Annotated in this window: 23 protein-coding genes; 15 read left to right on the forward strand and 8 right to left on the reverse strand. The window is 70.8% G+C overall.

Features of this window, described 5'->3' with window-relative positions; translation table 11 throughout:
• Position 1: 1 nt before the first annotated feature.
• The gene (locus DFH01_RS15360) at positions 2-733 is read right to left on the reverse strand and encodes an HpcH/HpaI aldolase family protein (protein ID WP_109871317.1); all 732 of its coding nucleotides are present in this window, start codon (positions 731-733) and stop codon (positions 2-4) included.
• A gap of 156 nt (positions 734-889) precedes the next feature.
• On the opposite strand from DFH01_RS15360, the gene DFH01_RS15365 reads away from it, so the two are divergent.
• Entirely contained in the window at positions 890-1,699 is an 810-nt protein-coding gene (locus DFH01_RS15365) for an IclR family transcriptional regulator (RefSeq protein ID WP_158287772.1), read from the forward strand.
• A gap of 1 nt (position 1,700) precedes the next feature.
• Here the strand turns inward: DFH01_RS15365 and DFH01_RS15370 are convergent, their stop codons facing one another.
• Both DFH01_RS15370 and DFH01_RS15375 read right to left on the reverse strand, forming a co-directional pair.
• On the reverse strand, positions 1,701-2,060 hold the full coding sequence (locus DFH01_RS15370) for a cupin domain-containing protein (RefSeq protein WP_109871319.1): 360 nt from the start codon (positions 2,058-2,060) through the stop codon (positions 1,701-1,703).
• Positions 2,057-3,022, reverse strand: coding sequence for a tripartite tricarboxylate transporter substrate binding protein (locus DFH01_RS15375; RefSeq protein WP_109871320.1), 966 nt, complete (start codon positions 3,020-3,022; stop codon positions 2,057-2,059). The genes DFH01_RS15370 and DFH01_RS15375 overlap by 4 nt, the downstream gene beginning before the upstream one ends.
• 83 nt (positions 3,023-3,105) lie before the next feature.
• On the opposite strand from DFH01_RS15375, the gene DFH01_RS15380 reads away from it, so the two are divergent.
• Positions 3,106-3,708, forward strand: coding sequence for an NIPSNAP family protein (locus DFH01_RS15380; protein ID WP_109871321.1), 603 nt, complete (start codon positions 3,106-3,108; stop codon positions 3,706-3,708).
• A 23-nt stretch (positions 3,709-3,731) separates the two neighbouring features.
• Here DFH01_RS15380 and DFH01_RS15385 read toward each other — a convergent pair whose 3' ends face one another.
• From DFH01_RS15385 to DFH01_RS15395, 3 genes are read right to left on the reverse strand one after another with little or no spacing between them, the layout of a single operon-like run.
• Positions 3,732-4,421: a maleate cis-trans isomerase family protein gene (locus DFH01_RS15385; RefSeq protein ID WP_109871322.1), complete on the reverse strand. Its 690-nt coding sequence runs from the start codon at positions 4,419-4,421 to the stop codon at positions 3,732-3,734.
• Entirely contained in the window at positions 4,418-4,990 is a 573-nt protein-coding gene (locus tag DFH01_RS15390) for a carboxymuconolactone decarboxylase family protein (RefSeq protein WP_109871323.1), read from the reverse strand. Before DFH01_RS15390 ends, DFH01_RS15385 begins: the two co-directional genes overlap by 4 nt.
• Positions 4,987-6,060: a WD40/YVTN/BNR-like repeat-containing protein gene (locus tag DFH01_RS15395; protein WP_109871324.1), complete on the reverse strand. Its 1,074-nt coding sequence runs from the start codon at positions 6,058-6,060 to the stop codon at positions 4,987-4,989. The genes DFH01_RS15390 and DFH01_RS15395 overlap by 4 nt, the downstream gene beginning before the upstream one ends.
• A 116-nt stretch (positions 6,061-6,176) precedes the next feature.
• Here DFH01_RS15395 and DFH01_RS15400 point away from each other — a divergent pair, with 116 nt between their 5' ends.
• From DFH01_RS15400 to DFH01_RS15460, 13 genes are all read left to right on the forward strand, one after another.
• On the forward strand, positions 6,177-7,154 hold the full coding sequence (locus tag DFH01_RS15400) for a Bug family tripartite tricarboxylate transporter substrate binding protein (RefSeq protein WP_109871325.1): 978 nt from the start codon (positions 6,177-6,179) through the stop codon (positions 7,152-7,154).
• A 128-nt stretch (positions 7,155-7,282) separates the two neighbouring features.
• Positions 7,283-8,356, forward strand: a complete 1,074-nt coding sequence (locus DFH01_RS15405) for a TRAP transporter substrate-binding protein (RefSeq protein WP_158287773.1) — start codon at positions 7,283-7,285, stop codon at positions 8,354-8,356.
• 43 nt (positions 8,357-8,399) lie between these two features.
• Positions 8,400-8,999, forward strand: coding sequence for a TRAP transporter small permease subunit (locus DFH01_RS15410; protein WP_109871327.1), 600 nt, complete (start codon positions 8,400-8,402; stop codon positions 8,997-8,999).
• Positions 8,996-10,369 (forward strand): TRAP transporter large permease, encoded by a 1,374-nt coding sequence (locus DFH01_RS15415; protein ID WP_109871328.1) that lies wholly within the window; start codon positions 8,996-8,998, stop codon positions 10,367-10,369. The genes DFH01_RS15410 and DFH01_RS15415 overlap by 4 nt, the downstream gene beginning before the upstream one ends.
• Positions 10,370-10,430: 61 nt before the next feature.
• Positions 10,431-11,180, forward strand: coding sequence for a maleate cis-trans isomerase family protein (locus DFH01_RS15420; protein ID WP_109871329.1), 750 nt, complete (start codon positions 10,431-10,433; stop codon positions 11,178-11,180).
• Between the two features lie 5 nt (positions 11,181-11,185).
• Positions 11,186-11,926, forward strand: a complete 741-nt coding sequence (locus DFH01_RS15425; protein WP_109871330.1) for a GntR family transcriptional regulator — start codon at positions 11,186-11,188, stop codon at positions 11,924-11,926.
• A 61-nt stretch (positions 11,927-11,987) separates the two neighbouring features.
• On the forward strand, positions 11,988-12,860 hold the full coding sequence (locus tag DFH01_RS15430) for a polysaccharide deacetylase family protein (RefSeq protein ID WP_109871331.1): 873 nt from the start codon (positions 11,988-11,990) through the stop codon (positions 12,858-12,860).
• A complete protein-coding gene (locus tag DFH01_RS15435) occupies positions 12,857-14,242 on the forward strand; it encodes an MmgE/PrpD family protein (RefSeq protein ID WP_109871332.1) in 1,386 nt (461 codons plus the stop codon). The genes DFH01_RS15430 and DFH01_RS15435 overlap by 4 nt, the downstream gene beginning before the upstream one ends.
• A 52-nt stretch (positions 14,243-14,294) precedes the next feature.
• On the forward strand, positions 14,295-15,455 hold the full coding sequence (locus tag DFH01_RS15440) for an acyl-CoA dehydrogenase family protein (protein ID WP_109871333.1): 1,161 nt from the start codon (positions 14,295-14,297) through the stop codon (positions 15,453-15,455).
• Positions 15,452-16,582 carry a CaiB/BaiF CoA transferase family protein gene (locus DFH01_RS15445; protein WP_109871334.1) on the forward strand — a complete coding sequence of 377 codons (1,131 nt, stop codon included), beginning with the start codon at positions 15,452-15,454 and terminating at the stop codon, positions 16,580-16,582. The genes DFH01_RS15440 and DFH01_RS15445 overlap by 4 nt, the downstream gene beginning before the upstream one ends.
• Complete coding sequence (locus DFH01_RS15450; protein ID WP_109871335.1) at positions 16,575-17,912, forward strand: MmgE/PrpD family protein; 1,338 nt, start codon at positions 16,575-16,577, stop codon at positions 17,910-17,912. The genes DFH01_RS15445 and DFH01_RS15450 overlap by 8 nt, the downstream gene beginning before the upstream one ends.
• A gap of 12 nt (positions 17,913-17,924) precedes the next feature.
• Positions 17,925-19,316, forward strand: a complete 1,392-nt coding sequence (locus DFH01_RS15455) for a phenylacetate--CoA ligase family protein (protein WP_109871336.1) — start codon at positions 17,925-17,927, stop codon at positions 19,314-19,316.
• A complete protein-coding gene (locus tag DFH01_RS15460) occupies positions 19,316-20,503 on the forward strand; it encodes an amidase (RefSeq protein ID WP_109871337.1) in 1,188 nt (395 codons plus the stop codon). Before DFH01_RS15455 ends, DFH01_RS15460 begins: the two co-directional genes overlap by 1 nt.
• On the opposite strand, the gene DFH01_RS15465 is transcribed toward DFH01_RS15460, so the two are convergent.
• Together DFH01_RS15465 and DFH01_RS15470 are read right to left on the reverse strand one after the other, a co-directional pair.
• Positions 20,490-21,269, reverse strand: a complete 780-nt coding sequence (locus DFH01_RS15465; protein ID WP_109871338.1) for an enoyl-CoA hydratase/isomerase family protein — start codon at positions 21,267-21,269, stop codon at positions 20,490-20,492. The two genes, DFH01_RS15460 and DFH01_RS15465, sit on opposite strands and share 14 nt — an antisense overlap.
• Positions 21,266-21,628 carry a carboxymuconolactone decarboxylase family protein gene (locus DFH01_RS15470; RefSeq protein ID WP_109871339.1) on the reverse strand — a complete coding sequence of 121 codons (363 nt, stop codon included), beginning with the start codon at positions 21,626-21,628 and terminating at the stop codon, positions 21,266-21,268. Before DFH01_RS15470 ends, DFH01_RS15465 begins: the two co-directional genes overlap by 4 nt.
• Between the last annotated feature and the right edge of the window lie 113 nt (positions 21,629-21,741).

Genomic DNA, 21,741 nt, shown 5'->3' on the forward strand with positions numbered 1-21,741 from the left:
CTCAGCCGCCGATGAGTTTCCGCAGCGTGGCGACATCCGCCCGCGCCGCACCCATCAGGTAGCCGACATCGTTGCCGGCGATGAGGAAGCGCGCGCCGAGGCCGATCAGGTCGCGCTGCAACTCCGCATCGCCGCGGATGCCGCCGACGCCCAGCAGCTTGCCATGCTTTGCGCAGCCGGCTGCGACGCGCTCATAGGCGGCACGCAGATCGGGGTGACGGAGCTGGCCGGGAATCCCCATCTCCGTGCACAGATCGTTGGAGCCGATCAGCAGCACGTCCACGCCGGGAACGGCGGCGATGGCCTCGGCGTTCGCCACGCCCTCCGGCGTCTCGATCATGCAGACCAGGGTTGTGTTGGCGTTGAGCGCGGCATTGATCTCGCCGAGCGGCAACGCGCGATAGCGCACGCCCGGCCCCGCGCCCATCACGGAACGCCGGCCGAGCGGGGGGAAGCGCGCGGCGCGCACCAGCGCCTCGGCCTCGGCTGCCGTGTTCACATGCGGCACGATGAGGCCCTGCGCGCCGCCGTCCAGGATCCGCCCGATCCAGTCCGCGCCATGGCCGGGCGGCCGGACCAGCGGCGCGATACCGAGGCCGGCCGAGGCCACGCAGATCGCCGAGACCGTCTCGATCGAGAGCGGGCTGTGCTCCATGTCGAGATACAGCGCGTCGAAGCCGCAGGCCGCAGCGATCTGGGCGATGTCGGGGGTGCGGGTCTGCCGCACGCCCATGCACAGGACGGTCCCGCCTTCGGCAAGCCTTCGCTGCGCCGGATTCGCGGCTCTATCCTGGGCCGTGATGACCGCTTCCTCCTGCCCGGCGGCGCCTTCCGCGGCGCCGCTTCGTGACCGCCGCCACGCTAGGGGGCCTGCGTTGGGATGTCCAGCATGACGGGACTTTCTTCGCCGCGCCGCTCGGGCAGCAGCCTCGACCGCATGCTCGGCCTGCTGGATGTCTTCACCACGGCGGCGCCGGCCTGGTCCACCGAGGACCTGATCCGCTACTCCGGCGCATCGCGCTCCACCCTCTACCGCTACCTGAAGGCGCTGCAGGCGGCGGGCCTGCTTTCTCCGGTGGCGGGCGGCGCCTGGATGCTGGGGCCGCGCATCATCGAGCTGGACCGCACGATGCGCCTCTGCGACCCGGTGAGCGCGGGCGGCGGCCCGCCCATGCGGCGCCTTGCGGCGGAGACAGGGTTCAGCGGGCTGCTCTGCCTGCTCTTCAGCGGCGCGGTGATGTGCGTGGACGACGTGCCGGCCGCGGGCGCGCCGGCCGGGCTGTTCAGCCGCGGCCAGAAGCGACCGCTCTTCGCCGGCGCGGCCTCCAAGGTGATCCTCGCGCATCTGCCGCCGCACCGGCTGCGCACGCTCTTCGTGAAGCACCGCACGACGATTGCCGCCGCCGGCCTTGGCGCGGATTGGGATGCGTTCCGCAACGCGCTGCGCCTGATCCGGGAGGCCGGGCATTGCGTGACGATCGGCGAGTTCCAGCCCGGCGTGCTTGGCATCGCTGCGCCCCTCTTCAACGCGCAGGGCGAGGTGTTGGGCAGCCTCGGCATCGCGACGGAGGCCGGCCGCGTGCCGCCCTCCGCAAGGCCGGCACTGGCGGAGCGGGTGATGGCGGCCGCGCGCGAAGCCTGCACGCGACTGGTCGAGGAGCAGCCGCAGGCCGCGCGCCCGGCGCGCGCGGTGGGGTGAGCTACAGCGGCACCGTCACGACGATGAAGACCAGCCGGCCCATGCCGGTGTTCTGCAGCGCGTGCGGCACATGTGGAGGGATCAACGCGCAGTCGCCGGCGCGCACGACATGCGCGGCCTCACCCAGTTCCAGCAGGCCCTCGCCTTCCAGGAAATGGTAGATCTGCTCCTTCGTCTCATGCGCGTGGCGCGCCACATGCGCGCCGGGCGCGTAGGAGGAGATGCGGTAGTCGGTCAGCCGCGAGCCACCCTCCCCCGCCGCGACCAGCACCTTGGACAGCGCACCACCGTGATGCCCCGGGCCTTCGATCCAGGGCACCGCGGCCGCATTGCGCAGCACGCCCGCCGACGCGGCGCTCACTGCGCGACCTCGAAGCGGACATGCTTCGCGAGGTCGTCCCAGCGCCGCAGCTCGCTGTCGAGATGCGTGGCGAGCGTTGCGGGATCGCTGCCCTGCGCTTCCACCCCGATGCCCTTCAGCCGTTCCGCGATTGCCGGATCCCGCACGGCGGCGACGGCGGCCTGGTGCAGCCGCGCGAGCACCGGCTCCGGCAAACCTGCGGGCCCGAGCAGGCCGAGCCACTCGTACAGCGCGAAGCCGGGCAGCACCGTCTCCGCCACCGTCGGCACGCTGGGCACCGCATCGCTACGGGTGCGGCCAGTGACCGCGAGCGCGCGCAGCGAGCCATCCAGGATGAAGGGCCGCGCCGTCGGCAGCACGGCGAAGACGAACTCGACGCGGCCGGCGACGAGGTCCGTCATCACCTGCCCGCCGCCGCGGTAGGGCACATGCGTCGCGCGGATGCCGGCGGCGTGCATGAACATCTCGGTCGTCAGGTGATTGCCGCTGCCATTGCCGGCGGAGCCGTAGTTCATCTGCCCGTCGCGCCGCTTCGCCAGGGCCACGAACTCCGCGATGGAGTTCGCCGGCGCGTTGCGCGGCACCACCAGCACCATGGGCACCAGCCCGACCAGGCTGACCGGCGTGAAGTCGCGCCGCGCATCATAGGGTATGTCGCGGAACAGCACGGGGTTCGCCGCCAGCGCGGTGGTGGCCAGCACCAGCGTGTGCCCATCGGCCGGGGCGCGCGCCGTCATGCCGAAGCCCAGCATCGCCGCGCCGCCCGGCCGGTTGTCCACCACGACCTGCTGGCCGAGCTGATCGCCCAGCGCGGGCGCGATGATGCGGGCCGTGATGTCCGTGATGCCGCCGGGGCCGTAGGGCACGATCAGGCGGATCGGCCGGTCGGGGAAGGCAATCGCCGCCGGCGCAACACCGAACAGCAGGGCGGCGCCGAGCACCGCGGCAAGCAGCCGTCGCATGCGTTTCCTCCTTTTGCCGCGCGTTGCGGCATCCGGAAGAATGTCCCACCATACGGCAATCGATCAAGCACGAGATCGCGCACATGGTGGACGAACTCCGCATCTACACCCTCCGGCCCGGCGCGATGGCCCGCTACATGGAGCTGGCGGAGAAGGTCGCGGTGCCGGTCCGCGGCGACCGGTTCGGCGTGCTGCTGGGCTTCTGGGCGGGCGAGGTCGGCGCCGCCAACACGGTCTTCAACCTGTGGCGCCACGAGGACCTGGAAACGCGCCGCAAGCTGCGGCTGGAGCTGGAGGCGCTGCCCGCCTGGCGCGAGCAGTACCTGGCGCATGTCCGACCTCTGATGCTGCGCCAGGTGGTGCGCTTCATGGACGCGGTGCTGCCGCTGCGCCCGCCGCCCGCGCCCTCACGCCTCTACGAGTTCCGCCTGATCCGCAGCGTGGCCGGCGGCGCGGGCGAGCTGGCGCGCGCCGTGGCGGCCGATGGCGAGGCGGGCACGCTCGGCGTCTGGGTCACGACGGCGGGGCCGATCAACGAGGTCGTGCAGCTTCTTGCGCACGCCGACGCGTCCGCGCGCTTCGCCCGCTCCTGGCACCAGGACAGCGTGCTGGCGCGGCACGGATCGCTGGTGGAGGAGGTCGAGAGCAGCCTGGTGCTGGCCGCGCCGCACTCCCCGCTGCGCTGATCCGCCCCCGTGGCGGGAAGCGGCTACGCCGCCGCGCGCTGCTGCATCACCTGTCGCGCCTGCCAGGCCGTAGCGCTGATCGAGGACAGCGCGGGCTTGCCGAAACGCTTCGCCAGGCCATCCAGCACCGCATGGGTCGGCAGCTGCGAGCAGCCGATGAACAGCGCATCCACGTCATCGCCCATGGTGCGTTCCGCGAGGTCCCGCACCTCCTCCGCCGTGATGCGACCGAGGGCATGCACATCCGCGGCGCGGAAACTGTCCAGCCGCTCCACCGCGATGCCGCCATCCTCAAGAAAGGCGGTGAGCTGCGCATTCACGGCAGCATGATAGGGCGTCACCACCGCGATCCGCTGCGCGCCCGCGGCCTGCAGCGCGAGGACCATGGACCGCGCGGTCGTCACCACCGGCAGCCCGGTCACCCGCGCGAGTTCCGCCGCCAGCTCCGCATCGCCCGCCGGGCCGGAGATGAAGCCCGCGGCCGTGCAGCCATAGGCCACCAGGTCATGCGTCGCCGGCGAGAAGCTTTGGGCCGCCAGCGCGATCGCCGTGTCGCGATAGGCCGGCATCGTCTCCTTCGTCAGCAGCCCGGCGCCGCGGGGAATGCCGACGCGCGTGATCTGCGCACCGGGCGGCAGCCAGGCCGCCAGCTCGCCTTCCATCGTGGTGTTGTTCGCCGGCACCATCAGGCCGACGCGCAATGTCTGACTCATGCGGCACCTCTCGGCAGCGGTTGCAGCGGCGGCGCGGTGCCATCGGGCAGCGGCGGCCGCGCCGTGTTCAGCACCATCGCGAGCATCGCATAGTAGCCGCAGAGCGCCAGCAGATCGAGGATCGCGGCCCTGCCGAATCGCGCCTCCGCCGCCGCGAACAGCGCATCGGGCAGGTCGCCGCTGTCATGCGCGGCCAGCGCGACGTCATAGACCAGCCGCTCATCCTCCTGCATCGGGTCGGGGCGCCGGCCGAGGCGGATCGCCTCGATGATGTGCTCCGGCACGCCCTCGTTCCGCGCAATGCGGGAATGCGCGACCCATTCGTAGTGGCAGGTCCAGTGCCGCGCCGTGGCCAGCACCACGATCTCCACCAGGCGCTGCGGCAGGCCCGTGCCGAAGCGCAGATGCTCGCCCAGCGCCTGGACGCGATGCGCAAGCTTCGGGTTGTGCAGCAGCGCCAGGAACGGCCCGCGCACACCGCCGCGCGGCCCGCCGGCGATCTCGGCCACCAGGGCGCACTGCGCCTCGTCCATCGCCTCCGGCGGGACGGCGGGAAATCGTGCGCTCATGCCGCCTTCCAGCCCAACTGCACGGCCTTCAGCGTCGGCCGCGTGATCGAATGCGCCGCCTGCCGCGTGCCCTTCGGCAGCGACCGCCAGTGCAACGCGCGCAATTCGCCGAAGACATGCGGCAGGCGCGTCCAGCTCTCCCCGCCATCGGTGCTGCGGAACAGCTCGCCGAGATTGGTGCAGACGAAGATCAGCATGGGATCGGCGGGATCCGTCGCGATGCACCACACGCTGCTCTCCAGCGCGCCCGGCAGCTTCGCATCCTCCCAGCTCCGGCCATGGTCGCGCGAGCGCAGCAGGAAGCCGTCATTGCCCGGCGGGCCGTTGCCATTGGCCAGGAACACCACGCCCGAATTATCGGCGCGCGGCTGCACCCCGCGGGTGTAGGGCCAGGGCGAGGGCAGCTCCTGCAGGTGCCAGCTCTCGCCATCGTCCTCGCTGCGGTGCAGCCCGCGATTGGTGGTCGCGAGCAGCGCCTTGCCGCCACCCGGCAGCGCGATCACGGCCAGACCATGGACGTCGCCGGAAACGAGGCCGGAGTCCTTCCTCTCCCAGGTCCGGCCGCGATCCTTGCTGCGGTAGATGCTGCCGATCTCGACCGAGGCCCAGACCGTGCCGTCATTCACCGGATCGAACAGGATCTGCGTCACGCGCGTCGGCCCCATGTTCTGCTCGGAGAACTGCGCGAGGCCCGGTGCCTGCAACTGGTGCCAGCTCCTGCCCGCATCCGCGGAACGCCAGAAGGAGGCCGGCCGCGTGCCGGCGATCAGCACATCCGGGTCCTTCGGATCGATCGCGACGGCCCAGACATCCTGCATCGGCGAGTCGAGCGCAGCCCAGCGCGCCGTCGCCTCGTCCCAGCGATAGAGGCCCATGTCGGTGCCTGCGAACAGGCGCTCGGGCCGCGCCGGATGGCTGGCCAGCGACCACACGCGTGCCTCCAGATACATGCCGGAATGGCTGTTCGGATGGACCCAGCTCTCGCCCAGATCGTCGCTGAACCAGGCCGAGTGGCCGGCAGTCCCGGCATAGACATGCACTTCGCGCGTCGCGTCGCGTGCGGCTCCCAACGTTCCCTCCTGCCCGGTCGTCACGGCTCGCCCTTGACCGGCCGCACAAACTAATCCCAGCATGCGACAAATCTCAACAGCCCGGCGACGATCCGGCATAAGCGGGAGGAAGCGAGATGGAAATGCGCGCGACGCGACGGGGCCTGCTGCTGTCGGCCTGCGCCCTGCCCTTCCTCGGCCGCGGCGCCGCCGCGCAAGCCTGGGCGCCGAACCGGCCCGTGCGCATCGTGATCGGCTTCCCGCCCGGTGGCGGCATCGACATCCTGGCGCGCCTGATGGCGCCGAAGATGTCGGAGAAGCTCGGCCAGCCCGTCGTGGTGGAGAACCGCCCCGGCGCAAACGGCCTGCTCTCCACCGAGACCGTGACGCGCGGCGAGGCGGACGGCCACGCGATCCTGTTCGGCACGACGGGCGTGCTGGCGGTCAACCAGGCGCTGTATCCCGACAAGGTGGACCTGCTGCGCGACCTCGCGCCGCTGTCGCATGTCGCCTCGCTGGATTTCGTGCTGGTGGTGAACCCGGCCGTGCCGGCGCAGACCCTGCCGGAGTTCATCGCGCTGGCGAAGGCAAAGCCCGGCGAGCTGAATTTCGGCTCCTCCGGCAACGGCGGCCTGCCGCATCTTTCGGGCGAGCTGCTCAACGCGCAGGCAGCCATCCGCACGGTGCACGTGCCGTATCGCGGCAGCGCGCCGGCCTATGCCGACCTCATCGGCGGGCGCGTGCAGTTCATGTTCGACGCCTTCGCCATCGGCCAGCCGCATATCGAGGCCGGGCGCGTGCGCGCTCTCGCCACCACGGGACCGAAGCGCATGGCGGCGCTGCCCGACGTGCCGACGCTGAAGGAGACGCTGCCGGAATTCGAGGTGCAGAACTGGTACGGCATGTCCGTCCGCGCCGGCACGCCGGAGGCCGCCATCGCCCGGCTGCAGCAGGAAGTCGCCGCGTCGTTGCGCGACCGGGAGGTGGCGGAGCGCTCGGCCACGCTCGGGCTCGACCTCGTCGGCAGCACCGCCGCGCAGTTCGCCGCCTTCCAGCGCGCCGAGATAGCGAAATGGGGCGGTGTGATCCGCGCCGCCGGGATCAAGGCCGAGTAGGCTCCCAGGCCCGGCTTCCCTGCCGGCCCGCCCTGCGGCACTCTCCCGAGCCTTGGGAGAGCGAGTCCACGGCATCGGCCTTGCTTATGTTGGCCATGCCGAGAGACGGACGGGAGAGGGATCGAAGCATGACCAGGATCGGGACGATGTGCCGCGCATTGCTGGGCGCGGCGCTTGGCATGGCGATGCTTGCCGGGCCGGCCCAGGCGCAGGGCCAAGTGAACATTCAGGCAGTGACGCAGCCCTCGCCGGGCATTCCACAGTGGACCCGTGTGGACATCCCGATGCTGCGCGAGGGCCTGCCGCAGCGGAGCAACGGGCGCATCCGCGTCACCCTCGCCTCCTGGCCGGAGCGGAACCTGAACGGGCCCGAGATCGTGCGCCTTGTGCGCTCGGGCCAGGTGGATATCGGCGCGGTGCCGCTGAACACCGTGGCGGGCGACGTGCCGCTGCTGGACATGCCGGACCTCGCGGGCCTGAACCCGGATATCGGCCAGGCGCGCCGCGTCGCGGAAGCGCTGACGCCCGAGCTGAACCGTGGGCTCGAGCGCATCGGCGTGCGCATCATCGCCACCGCGCCCTACCCGGCGCAGGTGCTGTTCTGCCGCGACAAGGTGAACAGCCTGGCCGATCTGCGCGGCAAGCGCATCCGCACCGGTGGCGGCTCGATCAACGACTTCGTCACCGCAGTCGGCGGCCAGGCCGTCGGGATCGGATTCCCCGAGGTCTACGGCGCTCTGGAGCGCGGCGTGGTGGATTGCGCCATCACGGGCACCGGCAGCGGCAACGGCGCGCGCTGGTACGAGGTGACCACCCATATGTATGCCCTGCCCGTCGCCTGGTCGACCTTCGGCTACTTCGTGAACCTGAACTGGTGGAACCGCCTGGACGCGCCCACGCGCGACCTGATCACCACGACCTTCGCCGAACTGCAGGACGCGCAGTGGAAGCTCGGCGAGGAAGCGACCGAGGACGGCATCGCCTGCAACATCGGACAGCGCCAGGGCTGCTCCATCGGCCGGCTGGTGGAGAACCGCCCGATGACGGTCACCCGCGCGACGCCGGAGGACCTGCAGACGCTGCGCGGCATCCTGACCAACAACGTGCTGCCCGCCTTCGTGCGCCGCTGCGGCGCCGCCTGCGGCGAGACCTACAACCGCGTCGTCGCCCCGATCTCCGGCGTGCGGTACGAGGCGCGGTGACGCGCGCGCCCAGGGCCCTCCCGCGTCGGGGAGGGCCCGTCGGATGCTGAAGGCGGCCACGGCGCTCCGCCGCGGCATCACCCTCGTCGCCACCGTGATGGGCGTGGTCGCGGGCTGGGGCTTCGTGCTCTGCGCCTTCTTCATCGCCTTCGAGGTCCTGGCGCGCGCCTTCCTGGGTTTCAGCACCGGCTCGACGGTGGAAATCTCCGGCTACATGCTCGCCTTCGGCCTCTCCTGGGGGCTGGCGCATGGCCTGGCCCAGCGGGGCCACGTCCGGATCGACGTGCTGATCAACCACCTGCCGCGCCCGGTCAGGGTCTGGCTGCACCTGCTCTCGCTCGCGCTGCTGGGATTCCTGATGGCGTTCCTGGCGAAGGGTGCCTGGGACCTGGTGGATGAGAGCCTGCTGTTCAACGCCACCGACATCAGCGCCCTGCGCACACCACTCGCCGTCCCGCAGGGGCTTTGGGCCGCAGGGCTGATCGTGTTCCTGCTGCTGATCGTGGCAATGCTGCTGGAAAACCTGCTGCTCGCCCTGGCCGGCGACGCGCGCCAGGTGGAGCGCAACCTCTCCTCCCGCAGCTACACCGAGGAGGCGGAGGAAGCGCTCGTCGCGATCAAGACGCCGGGCGCGTCGCAGTGATCGCCGTCGTCTTCATCCTCCTGCTGCTCGGCGTCTTCATCGGCCTGTCCTTCTTCGGCATGGCAGATGCCGGGTCGCTGCCGATCGGGCCGATCCTCGTCGTGCTCGGCATCTTCTGCGCCTTCTTCGCGGCTGGCATCTATATCGGCGCCGCGCTCGGTGTGCTCGGCATCCTGATGGGCTTCGCCTTTTCCGACCGCCCGTTCTGGAGCTTCCTCGGCCAGACCATCTGGGGCCCCTCCTCCTCCTTCGTGCTCGTCTCGGTGCCGCTGTTCCTGCTGATGGGCGAGATCCTGCTGCGCGCCGGCCTCTCCGAACGCCTCTATCGCGCGCTGAATGTCTGGCTGGACCGCATGCCGGGAGGGCTGCTGCACACGAACATCGTGGCCTCCGGCGTGTTCTCGGCGATCTCCGGCTCCTCGGTGGCGACGGCGGCGGCCATGGGCTCGGTCGCGATGCCCTTCTTCCAGGGCAAGGGTTACGACCCGCGCATGGTCATGGGCTCGCTTGCGGCGGGCGGCGCGCTCGGCAACCTGATCCCGCCCGGGATCACCTTCATCATCTACGCGCTGATCACGGAAACCAGCGTCGGCGCATTGTATCTCGCCGCGCTCGGCCCGGCGCTGATGGTTGTGGCGTTCTTCATCGTCGTCATCCTGCTGAAACGGGCCGCGGCACCGCCACCCGGCCCGCCGATCCCGCTGCGGGAGAAGCTGCGCGCGCTGGTCGGGCTGATCCCGACGCTGCTGCTGATCTTCGTCGTGCTGGGAACGATCTATGCCGGCCTGGCGACGCCCACCGAGTCCGCCGCGCTCGGCGTCGTCGCCGCGATCGCGATAGCGGTCGCCGAGGGCCGCTTCTCCTTCCGCATGCTGCACAACAGCGCGGAGGCGACGGCACGCAACACGGCGATGATCGGCCTGATCCTGATGGGCGCCTATGTGCTGAACTACGTCATCGGCCTGCTCGGCGTGCCGCAGATGATGGCGCAGGCGGTCGGTGCGCTGCCTTTGCCGGCCTGGGTCGTCATGGCGCTGATCATCGGCTTCTACCTGGCGATGGGCACCTTCATGGAGGGGTTCTCCATGATCATCACCACCGTCCCGGTGATCTTCCCGGTCGTCATGGCGCTCGGCTACGACCCCATCTGGTTCGGCGTGGTGGTGACGATGCTGGTGGAGATCGCGCTGATCAGCCCGCCGGACGGCACCGTGCTCTATGTGCTGCAGGGGCTGCGCCGCGACGGCGGGCCGATCAGCCACGTCTTCTCCGGCGTGCTGCCCTTCGTGCTGGTCTACATCCTCGCGATCGCGGTGCTGATGGTCTTTCCGGGAATAGCGTTGTGGCTGCCCTCCGTCGCGGGGCCGTGACGGGCGAGTTGTCCGGACAAAAGCGGCGCGCTAGCCTGCGGGCGACGGGAAGGATCGCCCCATGACGGACAGCCTCGGCTGGCGCCGCAAGTTCGGCGTCATCGCGCCCTCCACCAACACCTCCGTGCAGCCGGAATTCGACGCCATGCGGCCCCCCGGCGTCACGAACCATTTCGGCCGCATCAGCATCCCCAACATGAAGCTCGCCAACGACCCGGATTTCAGCGCGCTGATGGACGCGATCCGCGGCACCATCATGGATTGCGTGGATTCCGTGATGTCCTGCGAGCCCGACTACCTGGTCATGGGCATGTCCGCCGAGACCTTCTGGGACGGGCTCGAAGGCTCGGTCGAGCTCGAGAAGCGCATCGAGGCGCGGGCCGGCGTGAAGGTGGCGATGGGCTCCGACGCCTGCCGCGCCGCGCTGCGCACGCTCGGGCCGGACATCACCCGCATCGCGGTGATCACCCCCTACCAACCCGTGGGTGACAGGCAGGTGGTGCGGTTCTTCAACGACTGCGGCTACGAGGTGGCGGCACTGAAGGGGCTGAAATGCGAGAGCCCGGTCGCCATCGCCCATGTCTCCGAACGCACGCTGCGCGACGCCATCCTGGAGCTGAACGATTCCTCGGTGCAGGCGATCGTGCAGGTCGGCACCAACCTGGCCATGGCGCGCCTTGCCGCCATCGCCGAGTTCTGGCTCGACAAGCCGGTGATCGCCATCAACACGGCCACCTATTGGTGGGCGCTGCGGCAGAACGGCATCCAGGACAAGGTCCAGGGCTTCGGAGCCCTGCTCGAGAAGCACTGAGACGCATGTCGCCGCGCGACGTCACGCCGCGCGCCCCGCTCTACGCCCGCATCGAGCAGCGGCTGCGCGACGCGATCGCCGAAGGGCGGTATGGCGTGGGTGCGCTGCTGCCCACAGAGGCCGAGCTCTGCGCCACGCTCAAGGTCTCCCGCCACACCGTGCGGGAGGCGCTGCGTCGCCTGGTGGAAGCCGGGCTGGTCGAGCGGCGGCAGGGTGCCGGCAGCATCGTCATCGCACGCGAGCCGCCGCGCGGTGAGGTCTTCGGCATTCCCAGCATCGACGGCTTGATGCGCTACGGCGACGACACGCGGCTGCTGATCAACCACCGCGGCATGGCCCCGCTCGGCCGTGAGGAAGCGGCGCTGGCCCAGGGCGAGGTCGGTGAGATGTGGCTTTCGGTGCAAGGGCTGCGCATCGGCCAGGATGGACGGCCGCTCGCCACCACCGACATCCTGATCCATCCGCGCTTCGCCGCGATCGGGCCGGACCTGCCGGAGCGCGGCGCGATCCACCACGCCATCGAACGGCGCTTCGGCGTGGAGGTCGCGGAAGTCGTCCAGGAGATCTCGGCCGGCCCCCTCCCCGCCGCCGCCGCCGACGCGCTGCGCCGCAAGAGACGGGCGACCGGCATGCTGCTGATGCGGCGCCACGTGCTGACGGATGGGCAGACGCTGCTGGTCTCGCGCAACTGGCACCCGGCGGAGGGCTTCACCTACGCCATGCGGCTGCGCCGGCAGGAGGGCTGAGACTTCACGCGCGGCGCGCCGCGCGCTAGGCAATGTCCGGACAAGTTCCGGGGAACCCGCCATGTGGCCGGATGAGGCGCGCCTCGCGCTCAGCATCGTGGTGAATGTCGAGGAAGGGGCCGAGATGTCGCTGCGCGACGGCGACAAGGGGCCGGAGCCGGTTGACGAGCTCGGCGTCCACCTCAAGGTGCCGATCCGCAACTTCGCGAACGAGTCCAACTACGAATACGGCATCCGCGCCGGCTGGCCGCGCGTGGACGCCATCCTGAAGAAGCACGCCATCCCCGCCACCTTCACCGCCGCGGCGATGGCGCTGGAACGCGCGCCGCAGATCGGCCGCGCCATCGCAGCCGGTGGCCACGAGCCCTGCAGCCATGGCTGGCGCTGGATCCACCAGTTCTCCTACAACGAGGAACGCGAGCGCGACTTCGTGCGCAAGGCGGTGGAGAGCATCCGCGCCACCACGGGCGAACGCCCGCTCGGCTGGCTGTCGCGCTACCTGCATTCGCCGCGCCTGCGCCGCACGCTGGCGGAGGAAGGTTTTCTGTACCACATGGACGACTTCTCGGACGACGTGCCGCGCTGGGATGTCGTGGAGACGGATGCCGGGCCGCGCGCCATCATGCTCGTGCCCTATGCGCTCGACACCAACGACATGAAGTTCTGGCTTGCGCCCGGCTACACGCCGGAGCAGTGGCTGGACTACGCCGTCGAGACCTTCGAGGTGCTGTGGGAGGAAGGCGCATCGGCGCCGCGCATGATGTCGCTCGGCCTGCATCTGCGCATCATCGGCCGCCCCGGACGCATCCGCGCCTTCGACCGCTTCGTGCAGCACGCGCGCAGCAAGGCCGGCGTGTGGTTCGCCACCCGGCTGCAGATCGCGCGCGCCTTCGCCGCCCACACCCCCGCCCCCGCGGAGCCCGCCGCACGATGAGCTACGACGTCACCGAAGCCCTGGCGCAGCACGCGGCGCGCGTGCGCTTCGCGGATCTCAGCGCGTCAGCCATCGCGCGCGCGAAAACCTTCCTCCTGGACACCATCGGCGTCGGTGTCGCCGGCAGCTCCGGCACGGGCGTCGCGCAGGTGCTCGAACTCGCGCGCTCCTGGGGACCGGGCGACGAGGCGACCGCCTGGGTCGGCGGGCACCGCATGTCGGCGGGATCGGCCGCCATCGCCAATGCCTATCTGATCCACTGCCTGGAATTCGACTGCGTCCATGAAGGCGCGGTGGTGCATCCGATGGCGACGCTGCTGTCCGCGCTGATGGCCTGGTCGGAACGCGAGGCCGCGCGCGGCCGTCCCGTGGACGGCAAGCGCTTCCTGGCCGCGATGGCGGTCGGCGTGGATGTCGCGGGCAATCTCGGCATGGCGACGGATGCGCCGCTGCGCTTCTTCCGCCCCGCCACCGCCGGCGGCTTCGGCGCCACCGCGGCGATCGGCAACCTCGCCGGCTTCGACGCCGGGACGATCCGCAGCGCCTTCGGCCACATGTACGCCCAGACCTGCGGCACGATGCAGGCGCATGTCGAGGGCTCGCCGGCGCTGGGGCTGCAGATCGGCTACAATGCGCGGGGCGCGATCGGGGCCACGGACCTCGCCGCGGCGGGCCTGACAGGCCCGCTCGACATCTTCCACGGCCGCTACGGCTACTACGTGCTGATCGAGGACGGGCAGTTCCACCCGGAACGCGTCGCGGAACGCCTCGGCAAGCGCTGGGAGATCGAGCAGCTTTCGCACAAGCCCTTCCCCTCCGGCCGCCTGACGCATGGCCTGGTGCACGCGCTGCGCGACATGATGCGCGAGCACGGCTTTGCCGCCGACGACGTCGCGGAGGTGGTCTGCTACGCGCCGCCGCTGGTGCGCCGCCTGGTCGGCCGCCCGCTCGTGCCCGACCCGGCGTCGAACTACGCCAAGCTCTGCCTGCCCTTCGTCGGCGGCGTCTGGCTGGCGCATGGCGCCTGCGACGTGCCGCATTTCCGCGGCGAGGCGCTGCGCGATCCCCGCGTGCACGCCTATGCCGCGCGCATCCGCCACGAGCCGGACGGCAACACCAACGAGAACGCGCTGGACCCGCAACGCTTCGTGATCACGCTGAACTCCGGCGCCGTGCATGAGATGCTGCTGCCGCATGCCTATGGCCACCCGAAGGCGGCCCTCACCGAGGCAGAAAACGAAGAAAAGTTCCTGCGCTGCTGGGGCCATGCGGAGCCTGCGCTGCCACGCGACCGCGCGCATCGCGTGATCGAGATGATCGCGGGCATCGAGGCGGTGCCCGACATCGCCGCCCTGCCCGCGGTGCTCGCGGGCCGCGATTGACCGCCCGCCGGGGCGCGCTAATTTGTCCGGACAAATGCCGCGGGAGGCCGCCATGGACGTGAACATCGCCCGCCAGTCCGAGGAGGACGACGCCCTTCTCGACGTGATCGAGAAATGGCTGGAACGCGACGTGCGGCCGCATGTGCTGCGGCTGGAGCATGCGGACGAATACCCGCATGAGATGGTCGCGCAGATGAAGGAGCTCGGCCTGTTCGGCGCGACCATCCCGGTCGAGTATGGCGGCCTCGGCCTGTCTGCCACGACCTACGCCAAGATCGTCGAGAAGATCGCCGAGACCTGGATGTCACTCTCCGGGATCTTCAACAGCCACCTCATCATGGCCGCCATCGTCACCCGCATGGGGACGGAGGAGCAGAAGCGGCAGTGGCTGCCAAAATTCGCCGCCGGCGAGATCCGCGGCGGCCTCGCGCTGACCGAGCCGGACTGCGGCACGGACCTTCAGGCGATCCGCACGCGCGCGCGGCGCAGCAACGAAGGCTATGTGATCAACGGCACCAAGACCTGGATCAGCAACGGCATCGAGGGCACCTGCTTCGCCCTGCTGGTGAAGACCAACCCGGAAGCCGAGCCGCGCCACAAGGGCATGTCCATGGTGCTGGCGCCGAAGGGTCCCGGCTTCCGCGTCGGCCGCAAGCTCGAGAAGCTCGGCTACAAGGGCATCGATTCCGCGGAGCTGGTCTTCGAAGACTACGCCGTGCCCGCCGAGAACCTGATCGGCGGCGAAGGCAAGGGGCTGCAGGCGGCGCTGTCCGGCCTGGAGCTCGGCCGCATCAACGTCGCCGCGCGCGGCTGTGGCCTCGCTTCCGCGGCGCTGAAGGATTCCGTGCGCTACAGCCAGATCCGCCGCACCATGGGCAAGCCGATCTGCGAGCACCAGGCGATCCAGCTGAAGCTCGGCGAGATGGCGACGCGGCTGCAGGCGGCACGCCTGCTGACCTATGACGCCGCGCGCGCCTACGACAAGGGCGAGCGCTGCGACATGGAAGCCGGCATGGCGAAGTATTTCGCCAGCGAGGCCGCGGTCGAGAACAGCATGGAAGCGATGCGCATCCATGGCGGCTACGGCTACTCGAAGGAATACCACGTGGAGCGCTACTACCGCGACGCGCCGCTGATGTGCATCGGCGAGGGCACGAACGAGATGCAGCGCATCATCATCGCGAAGCAACTCATCGCGCGGAACCCGGTATGAAGCTGCAAGGCGTCCGTGTCCTCGACCTTTCGCTGTTCCTGCCGGGGCCGTATCTCACCACGGTCATGGCCGATCACGGCGCCGAGGTGATCAAGGTGGAGCCGCCCGCGGGCGAGCCGGTGCGCAGCATCGGGCTGCGCGCGAATGGCGAGAGCGTGTGGTTCCGCAACACCCATCGCGGCAAGAAGTCCGTCGTCCTGAACCTCAAGGATCCCGCTGATCTCGCGGCGCTGCACGATCTCGCGCGCAGCTGCGACGTGATGCTGGAATCCTTCCGCCCGGGCGTCGCCGATCGCCTCGGCATCGGCGCGACGGCGATGACCGCGCTCAACCCTCGGCTTGTCTACTGCTCCATCTCCGCCTTCGGCCAGGACGGCCCGCTCCGCGACCGCCCCGCGCATGACCTGGCCGTGGAGGCGCTGGCCGGCACCGTCTCGATCAGCCTCGGGCAGGACGGCAAGCCGACGCATCCGAACGTCCCGCTGGCCGACGTCACCGCCTCCCTGCTCGCGCTCTCTGCCATCCTGATGGCGCTGTATCGCCGCGAGACGACCGGGCGCGGCGACGTGATCGACATGGCGATGTTCGACGCCACGCTCTCCTGGCTGCCCAACGCCACCGGCGCCGTCTTCGCCGAGGACCGCCCCCCGCGGGTGAAGGAGGAACGCCAGTGGGGCGGCGGCGCCTTCTACAACATCTACGACACGAAGGACGGCAAGTGGGTCGTGCTCGGCGGCAGCGAGCACAAGTTCGTCGAGACCCTGCTGCATGCGCTCGGCCGCGCCGACCTGATCCCCGCCGCCTCCGGCCCGCCTGGCCCCGCGCACAAGCTGACGGAGACCTTCCTGCGAGAGACCTTCGCGACGAAGACCCGCGACGAGTGGGAAGCCTGGTTCGCCGGCCGCGATGTCTGCTTTGCGCCGGTGCTCGACCTGCGCGAGGCGCTGCACCAGCCGCACAGCCTCGCGCGCCGGATGCTCGTTCGCGATGAGGAAGGCAACCTGCATCTCGGCCTGCCGATCAAGTTCCGCGATGAACCCGGCACGCTGAACCCCAAGCTGCCGAAGCTCGGCGAGCATACGGCGGAGGCGATTGCCGAGGCGCGCAAACGCCTGGCCGATGGCTGAGGCCTCGCTCACCGAAGGCCTCGTCGCACTGCTGGCGCGGCCCGTCGCGCCGGCGGACCGCAGGCGCGCGGTGCTGCATCTGCTGGACTGGATCGGTTGTGCTTCGGCCGGCGCGGCAAGCGAGACGGGCGCCGTGTTCCGCCGCCACGCGGCCGTGCAGCCCGCCGGTTCCGCGCGCGTGATCCGTGGCGGCCGCACCACCGCGCGCGAGGCCGCCTTCGCGAACGGTTCCTTCGGCAACGTTCTCGAGATGGACGACGTCCACCGCGAGGCGATCCTGCACCCCGGCCCGGTCGTGATGCCTGCGGCCCTCGCACTGGCCGCGGAGCTCGGCGCCGGCGGCCTGGCGCTGCTCGACGCCATCCTGCGCGGCTACGAGGCCGAGATCCGGATCGGCCGCGCCATGGGCGGCGCGCATTACGCGCGCTTCCACCCGACCGCGACCATGGGCCCCTTCGGCGCCGCCGCCGCCTGCGCGTCGCTGCTGTATCTCGACGCGGCCGCGACGGCCTGGGCGCTCGGCAATGCCGGCACGCAGGCCGGCGGCGTGTGGCAGTGCCGGCACGAGCCGGTGATGACGAAGCAGTTGCATACCGCCCGCGCGGCCGCGATGGGCCTGGAGGCGGCGGAGCTCGCGGCGCTGGGCCTGACCGGCCCTCGCCATATTCTTGAAGGCCCGCAGGGTGTCTTCGCGGGGCTGGCGCCCGATGCGCGACCGGAGCGCGTGCTGGCAGAGCCCGACGCCGCCTGGCTGGTGCATGCGACCAGCTTCAAGCCCTGGCCCGCCTGCCGCCACGCGCATCCGACGATCGACGCCGCGCTGGCCCTGCGCCCGAAGGTGATAGGCCGCGCCATCGCAGGCGTCACCGTCGAGAGCTATGCCGACGCGCTGGCCTTCTGCGACCGTCCCGCGCCGCGTGACACCATCGCAGCGAAGTTCTCCCTCCAGCATGCCGTGGCGGTCTGCCTGCTGGACGGCCCGCCGCCGCTCGCCGCCTTCGACCCGCCGGCGCTCGACCGCGCCGACATCACCGCGCTCCGCGGCCGCGTCACGGCGCAGGAATCGCCAGCCTTCACCACCGCCTATCCGGCGCATTTCGGCGCCGCCGTCACGCTGCGCCTGGATGACGGCACCTTGCTGCGCGAAAGCGTCGCCGATGCGCTCGGCGATCCCGAGAACCCGCTGGCCGAGGACGCCATCCTCGCCAAGGCACGCATGCTGATGGACAGCGCCGGCGTGGATGCGCAGCGTGCGGATGCGGTGATCGCGGCCGCCTTCGCCCTGCTGGACGACGCGCCCGCGATCCGCCTGAACGACCTCCTGCCCTGACCGGAGCCGCGCATGGCCGTCTTCGACTACGTCACCGCGATGGACCCCGAGGGCCTGCGGCGCGACTACCCGATCGGCCCCGACTTTCCCGGCGCGCTGCGCGGCCTCTCGCGTGACGAACTCCGCGCGCGACAGGAACGCGACTTCCGGAAGGTGATGGCCTTCGCCTGGAAGGTGCCGTTCTACCAGCGGCTCTGGGGTACGAAGGGCATCGAGCCTGGCGACATAGGCGGGCTCGATGACCTCCCGAAGCTGCCCAGCTACGACAAGGCCGACATCATGGCGAGCGTGGCGGAGCACCCGCCCATCGGCGACTTCCACGGCCAGGATGCGCATCCGCCGGAGCGCCGGCCGCAGATCATCTTCCACACCACCAGCGGCACCACCGGCAAGCCACAGCCCCTGCTGTTCGGCCCGAAGAGCCGCGAGGTGCAGAACCGCCTGCTCGCCCGACTCTACCTGGCCGCCGGCATGACGCGCGACGACGTCGTGCACAGCGTCTACGGCCACGGCCTGATCAATGGCGGCCATTACGTGCGGGAGACGGTGCAACACTGGGTCGGCGCCCGCTTCATGTCGGCAGGCACGGGCACGGAGACGCGCAGCGCGCAGCAGGTCTTCATCATGAAGGAATTCGGCGCAACCTGCCTCATCGGCTTCGCAGACTACATCAAGCGGCTTTCCGAAGTGGCGCGCGAGGAAGGCTTCGTCCCCGGCCGCGACATCCCCATCCGCCTGATCTGCGCCCATCTCGGCAGCGAGAGCCAGGCGAGCCTCTCGGCCGCCTGGGGCGGTGCCGCGGTGTATGACTGGTACGGCGTCGGCGACACCGGCATCATCGCCGGCGAGTTCCCGGACCGCACGGGCATGCATGTGATGGAGGATGCGCATGCGCTGGAGATCGCGGACCCCGACACCGGCCAGCCGGTGGAGCGCGGCCGCCTCGGCGACATGATCTGCACCTGCCTCTTCAAGGACGACATCTTCCCGATCATCCGCTTCAACACGCATGACGTGACGGAGGAAGTGGCGGGCGCGAGCCCCCTCGGCATCCCCTTCCGGCGCATCAAGGGCTTCCTCGGCCGCAGCGACAACATGGTGAAGCTCCGCGGCATCAACCTGTTCCCAACCGGCATCGGCGCCCTGCTGGTCGAGCATTGCGAGGCCGCGACCGGCGAGTTCATCTGCCGCGTGCGGCGCGACGGCGCGCGCGATGCGATGACGGCGCATCTCGAAGTCCGCGGCGAGCGCGCGGACGGCCTGCGCGAGACGCTCGAGGCGGTGCTGAAGACGCGCCTCGGCGTGGAGGTGGCGGTTGCGCTGGAAGCGCCCGGCAGCCTCGCCGCGCTGACCCAGGTGGAAAGCCGCCAGAAGCCCATCCGCCTGCTGGACGAGCGCAAGTGATGCACGATCGCTGGGGCATCTTCTGGCACTACGCACCACAGCCCGCGACGGACGGGCCGCTCGCCGGCCTGACCCTGGCCGTGAAGGACAATGTGGACGTCGTCGGCATGCCGACGACGGCCGGCTTCGCCGTCCACACCGCGCGCATGGCGACGCGGGACGCGCCCTGCGTCGCCGGGCTGCGCGCGGGGGGCGCTGCCATCCTGGGCAAGGTCGCGATGCATGAAGGCGCGCTCGGCGCCATCACGGACGAGCCGCGGCTCTGCCACAACCCGCTGCGCCATGGCTTCACGCCCGGCGGATCGTCGGGCGGATCTGGCGCGGCCATCGCCGCGGGGCTTGCGGATCTCGCCATCGGCACGGACACGATGGGCAGCGTGCGCATTCCCGCCGCCTATTGCGGCGTGGTCGGGCTGAAGCCGACGACGGGGCTCGTTTCGCGCAGCGGCGTCGTGCCGCTGTCCCCGGCCTTCGATCATGTCGGGATGCTCGCGCGCACGCCGCGTCTCGCCGCCCGCGGGCTGGAGGCGATGGTCTCCGACGACCCGACCGACCCCGCCAGCCGGCCAGCCCCCGATGGCTGGCACGCCGTGCCGAAGGCCGCGCCCGATCTTGCCCGACTGCGCATCGGCCTGCCGGAGCCGATCCTCGCCGCGCCCATGGAACCCGCGGTCCGCGCCGCTTGGGAGGCAGCCGCGCAGCGCCTGCGCGACGCCGGCGCCATCGTCGCACCCGTCGCCGTGCGGGGCTGGGAGCCCGGCGCCGCGCGCCGGGCCGGCCTGCTGCTGATCGAAGCGGAGGCCGCCGCGCTGCACGAAGCGCTGATCGCCGACCCCACCGCGACCACGCCGGGCTTCCGCGCCGCGCTGCAATACGGGCGCGAAGCCGGCACGGTGCGGCTCGCGCGCGCGATGTTCCGACTGGCGGAGGTGCGCGCGGGCGCGCTCCGTGCGCTCGACGCCTGCGACCTGCTGCTGATGCCCACGGCGCCGCAGCGCGCCTTCGCCTTCGGCGCGGCGCCGCCGCCGGACCAGGCGGATTTCACCGCGCTTGCCAATATCGCCGGCCTGCCGGCCATCGCGCTTCCCTGGCCGACGGAGGATCTGCCCGCCTCCGTCCAGCTCGTCAGCCACGCCTACACCGAGGCACTGCTGGTCGGCGTGGCGGAGGCGCTCAGCGCGCCCTGAACACCGGCGCGCGCTTCGCGAGGAAGGCTTCGTAGCCTTCCCGGAAATCGTCCCCGGCGAAGGCCTCGTCGAACATCGTGCGCAACTCGGCCGACTCCCATTCGGCACCATCCTCGATGGCATTCGCCACGGCCTTGATGGCCCGCAGTGCGGGGCGCGATCCGGCGACCATCGGCGCGATGCGCTGCGCCACGAAATCCTCCAGCGCCTCGGCCGCGCAGACCTCCTCGACCAGGCCGATGCGCAGCGCCTCCGCGGCCTCGACCAGCCGTGCCGTGAACAGCAGGTCCTTCGCGCGCGCCGCGCCCACCGCGCGCATCAGCCGCGTGGCGTCGGCCTGGCTGTAGATCAGCCCGAGCTTCGCCGGCGTCACCGCGAACCGCGCATCATCGGCCGCAAAGCGCAGATCGCAGGCCAGTGCCAGTGCGACGCCACCGCCGACGCAGGCGCCACGGATGACAGCGACGGCCGGCTTCGGGAAGGCCGCGAGCGCCTCGACGGCCGCGCCGATCTCCGCATTCGCCCGTGTGGTGTTTTCGAGCGTCGCATAGGTCTCTGCGAACTCGCTGATGTCCGCGCCGCCGCAAAAATGCCCGCCCGCGCCTTCCAGCCGCAGCACAGCCACCGACGCGTCCCGCGCGGCCTCTGCCACCAGCGCCGGCAGTGTGCGCCACATCGCACGCGTCATCGCGTTCCGCCGCGCCGGCTGGTCCAGCAGCAGCGTCGCCACGGCGCCCTGGCGCAGCAGGCGCACCGCGCCGCTCATGCCGAAAGCTCCTCGACGCGCTTCATAACCGCTGCCCCGGCCCGCGCCCAGCATTGATGGCCGTGGATGAGAATGGCGATGGACAGCGCCTCCATGATCTGCCCCGGCGTCAGCCCGGCGCGCAGCCCTGCCTCCGCATGAGCCACCGCGCCCTCCACATGGCCGGCGGCCACGTCCAGCACGATGAAGACGAGCTCCTTCTGGGCCAGCGGCAGGTGGCCTTCGGGCGGCGGGCGATACGCCGCCTCGCGGGCCGCCAGATAGGCCGCGAAGGCCTCCGGCGCGTGGCGCCGCAACAGCGCGACGCTCTCCGGCACCTGGCCGATGGTGCCGTCGAAATGCCGTTCCGCCTCATTCATGGGCTGTCCCCGCCTGCCTTACCGGCAACCTATCCGCCCCGCGCTCCGCGGCGCCAGACGGCGCGGGCGATTTGTCCGAACAACCGTTGTCAGCGCCAGGGACGCATGGTTAG

This window comes from Falsiroseomonas bella (assembly GCF_003173615.1).
In the GTDB taxonomy this organism is placed as follows: domain Bacteria; phylum Pseudomonadota; class Alphaproteobacteria; order Acetobacterales; family Acetobacteraceae; genus Falsiroseomonas; species Falsiroseomonas bella.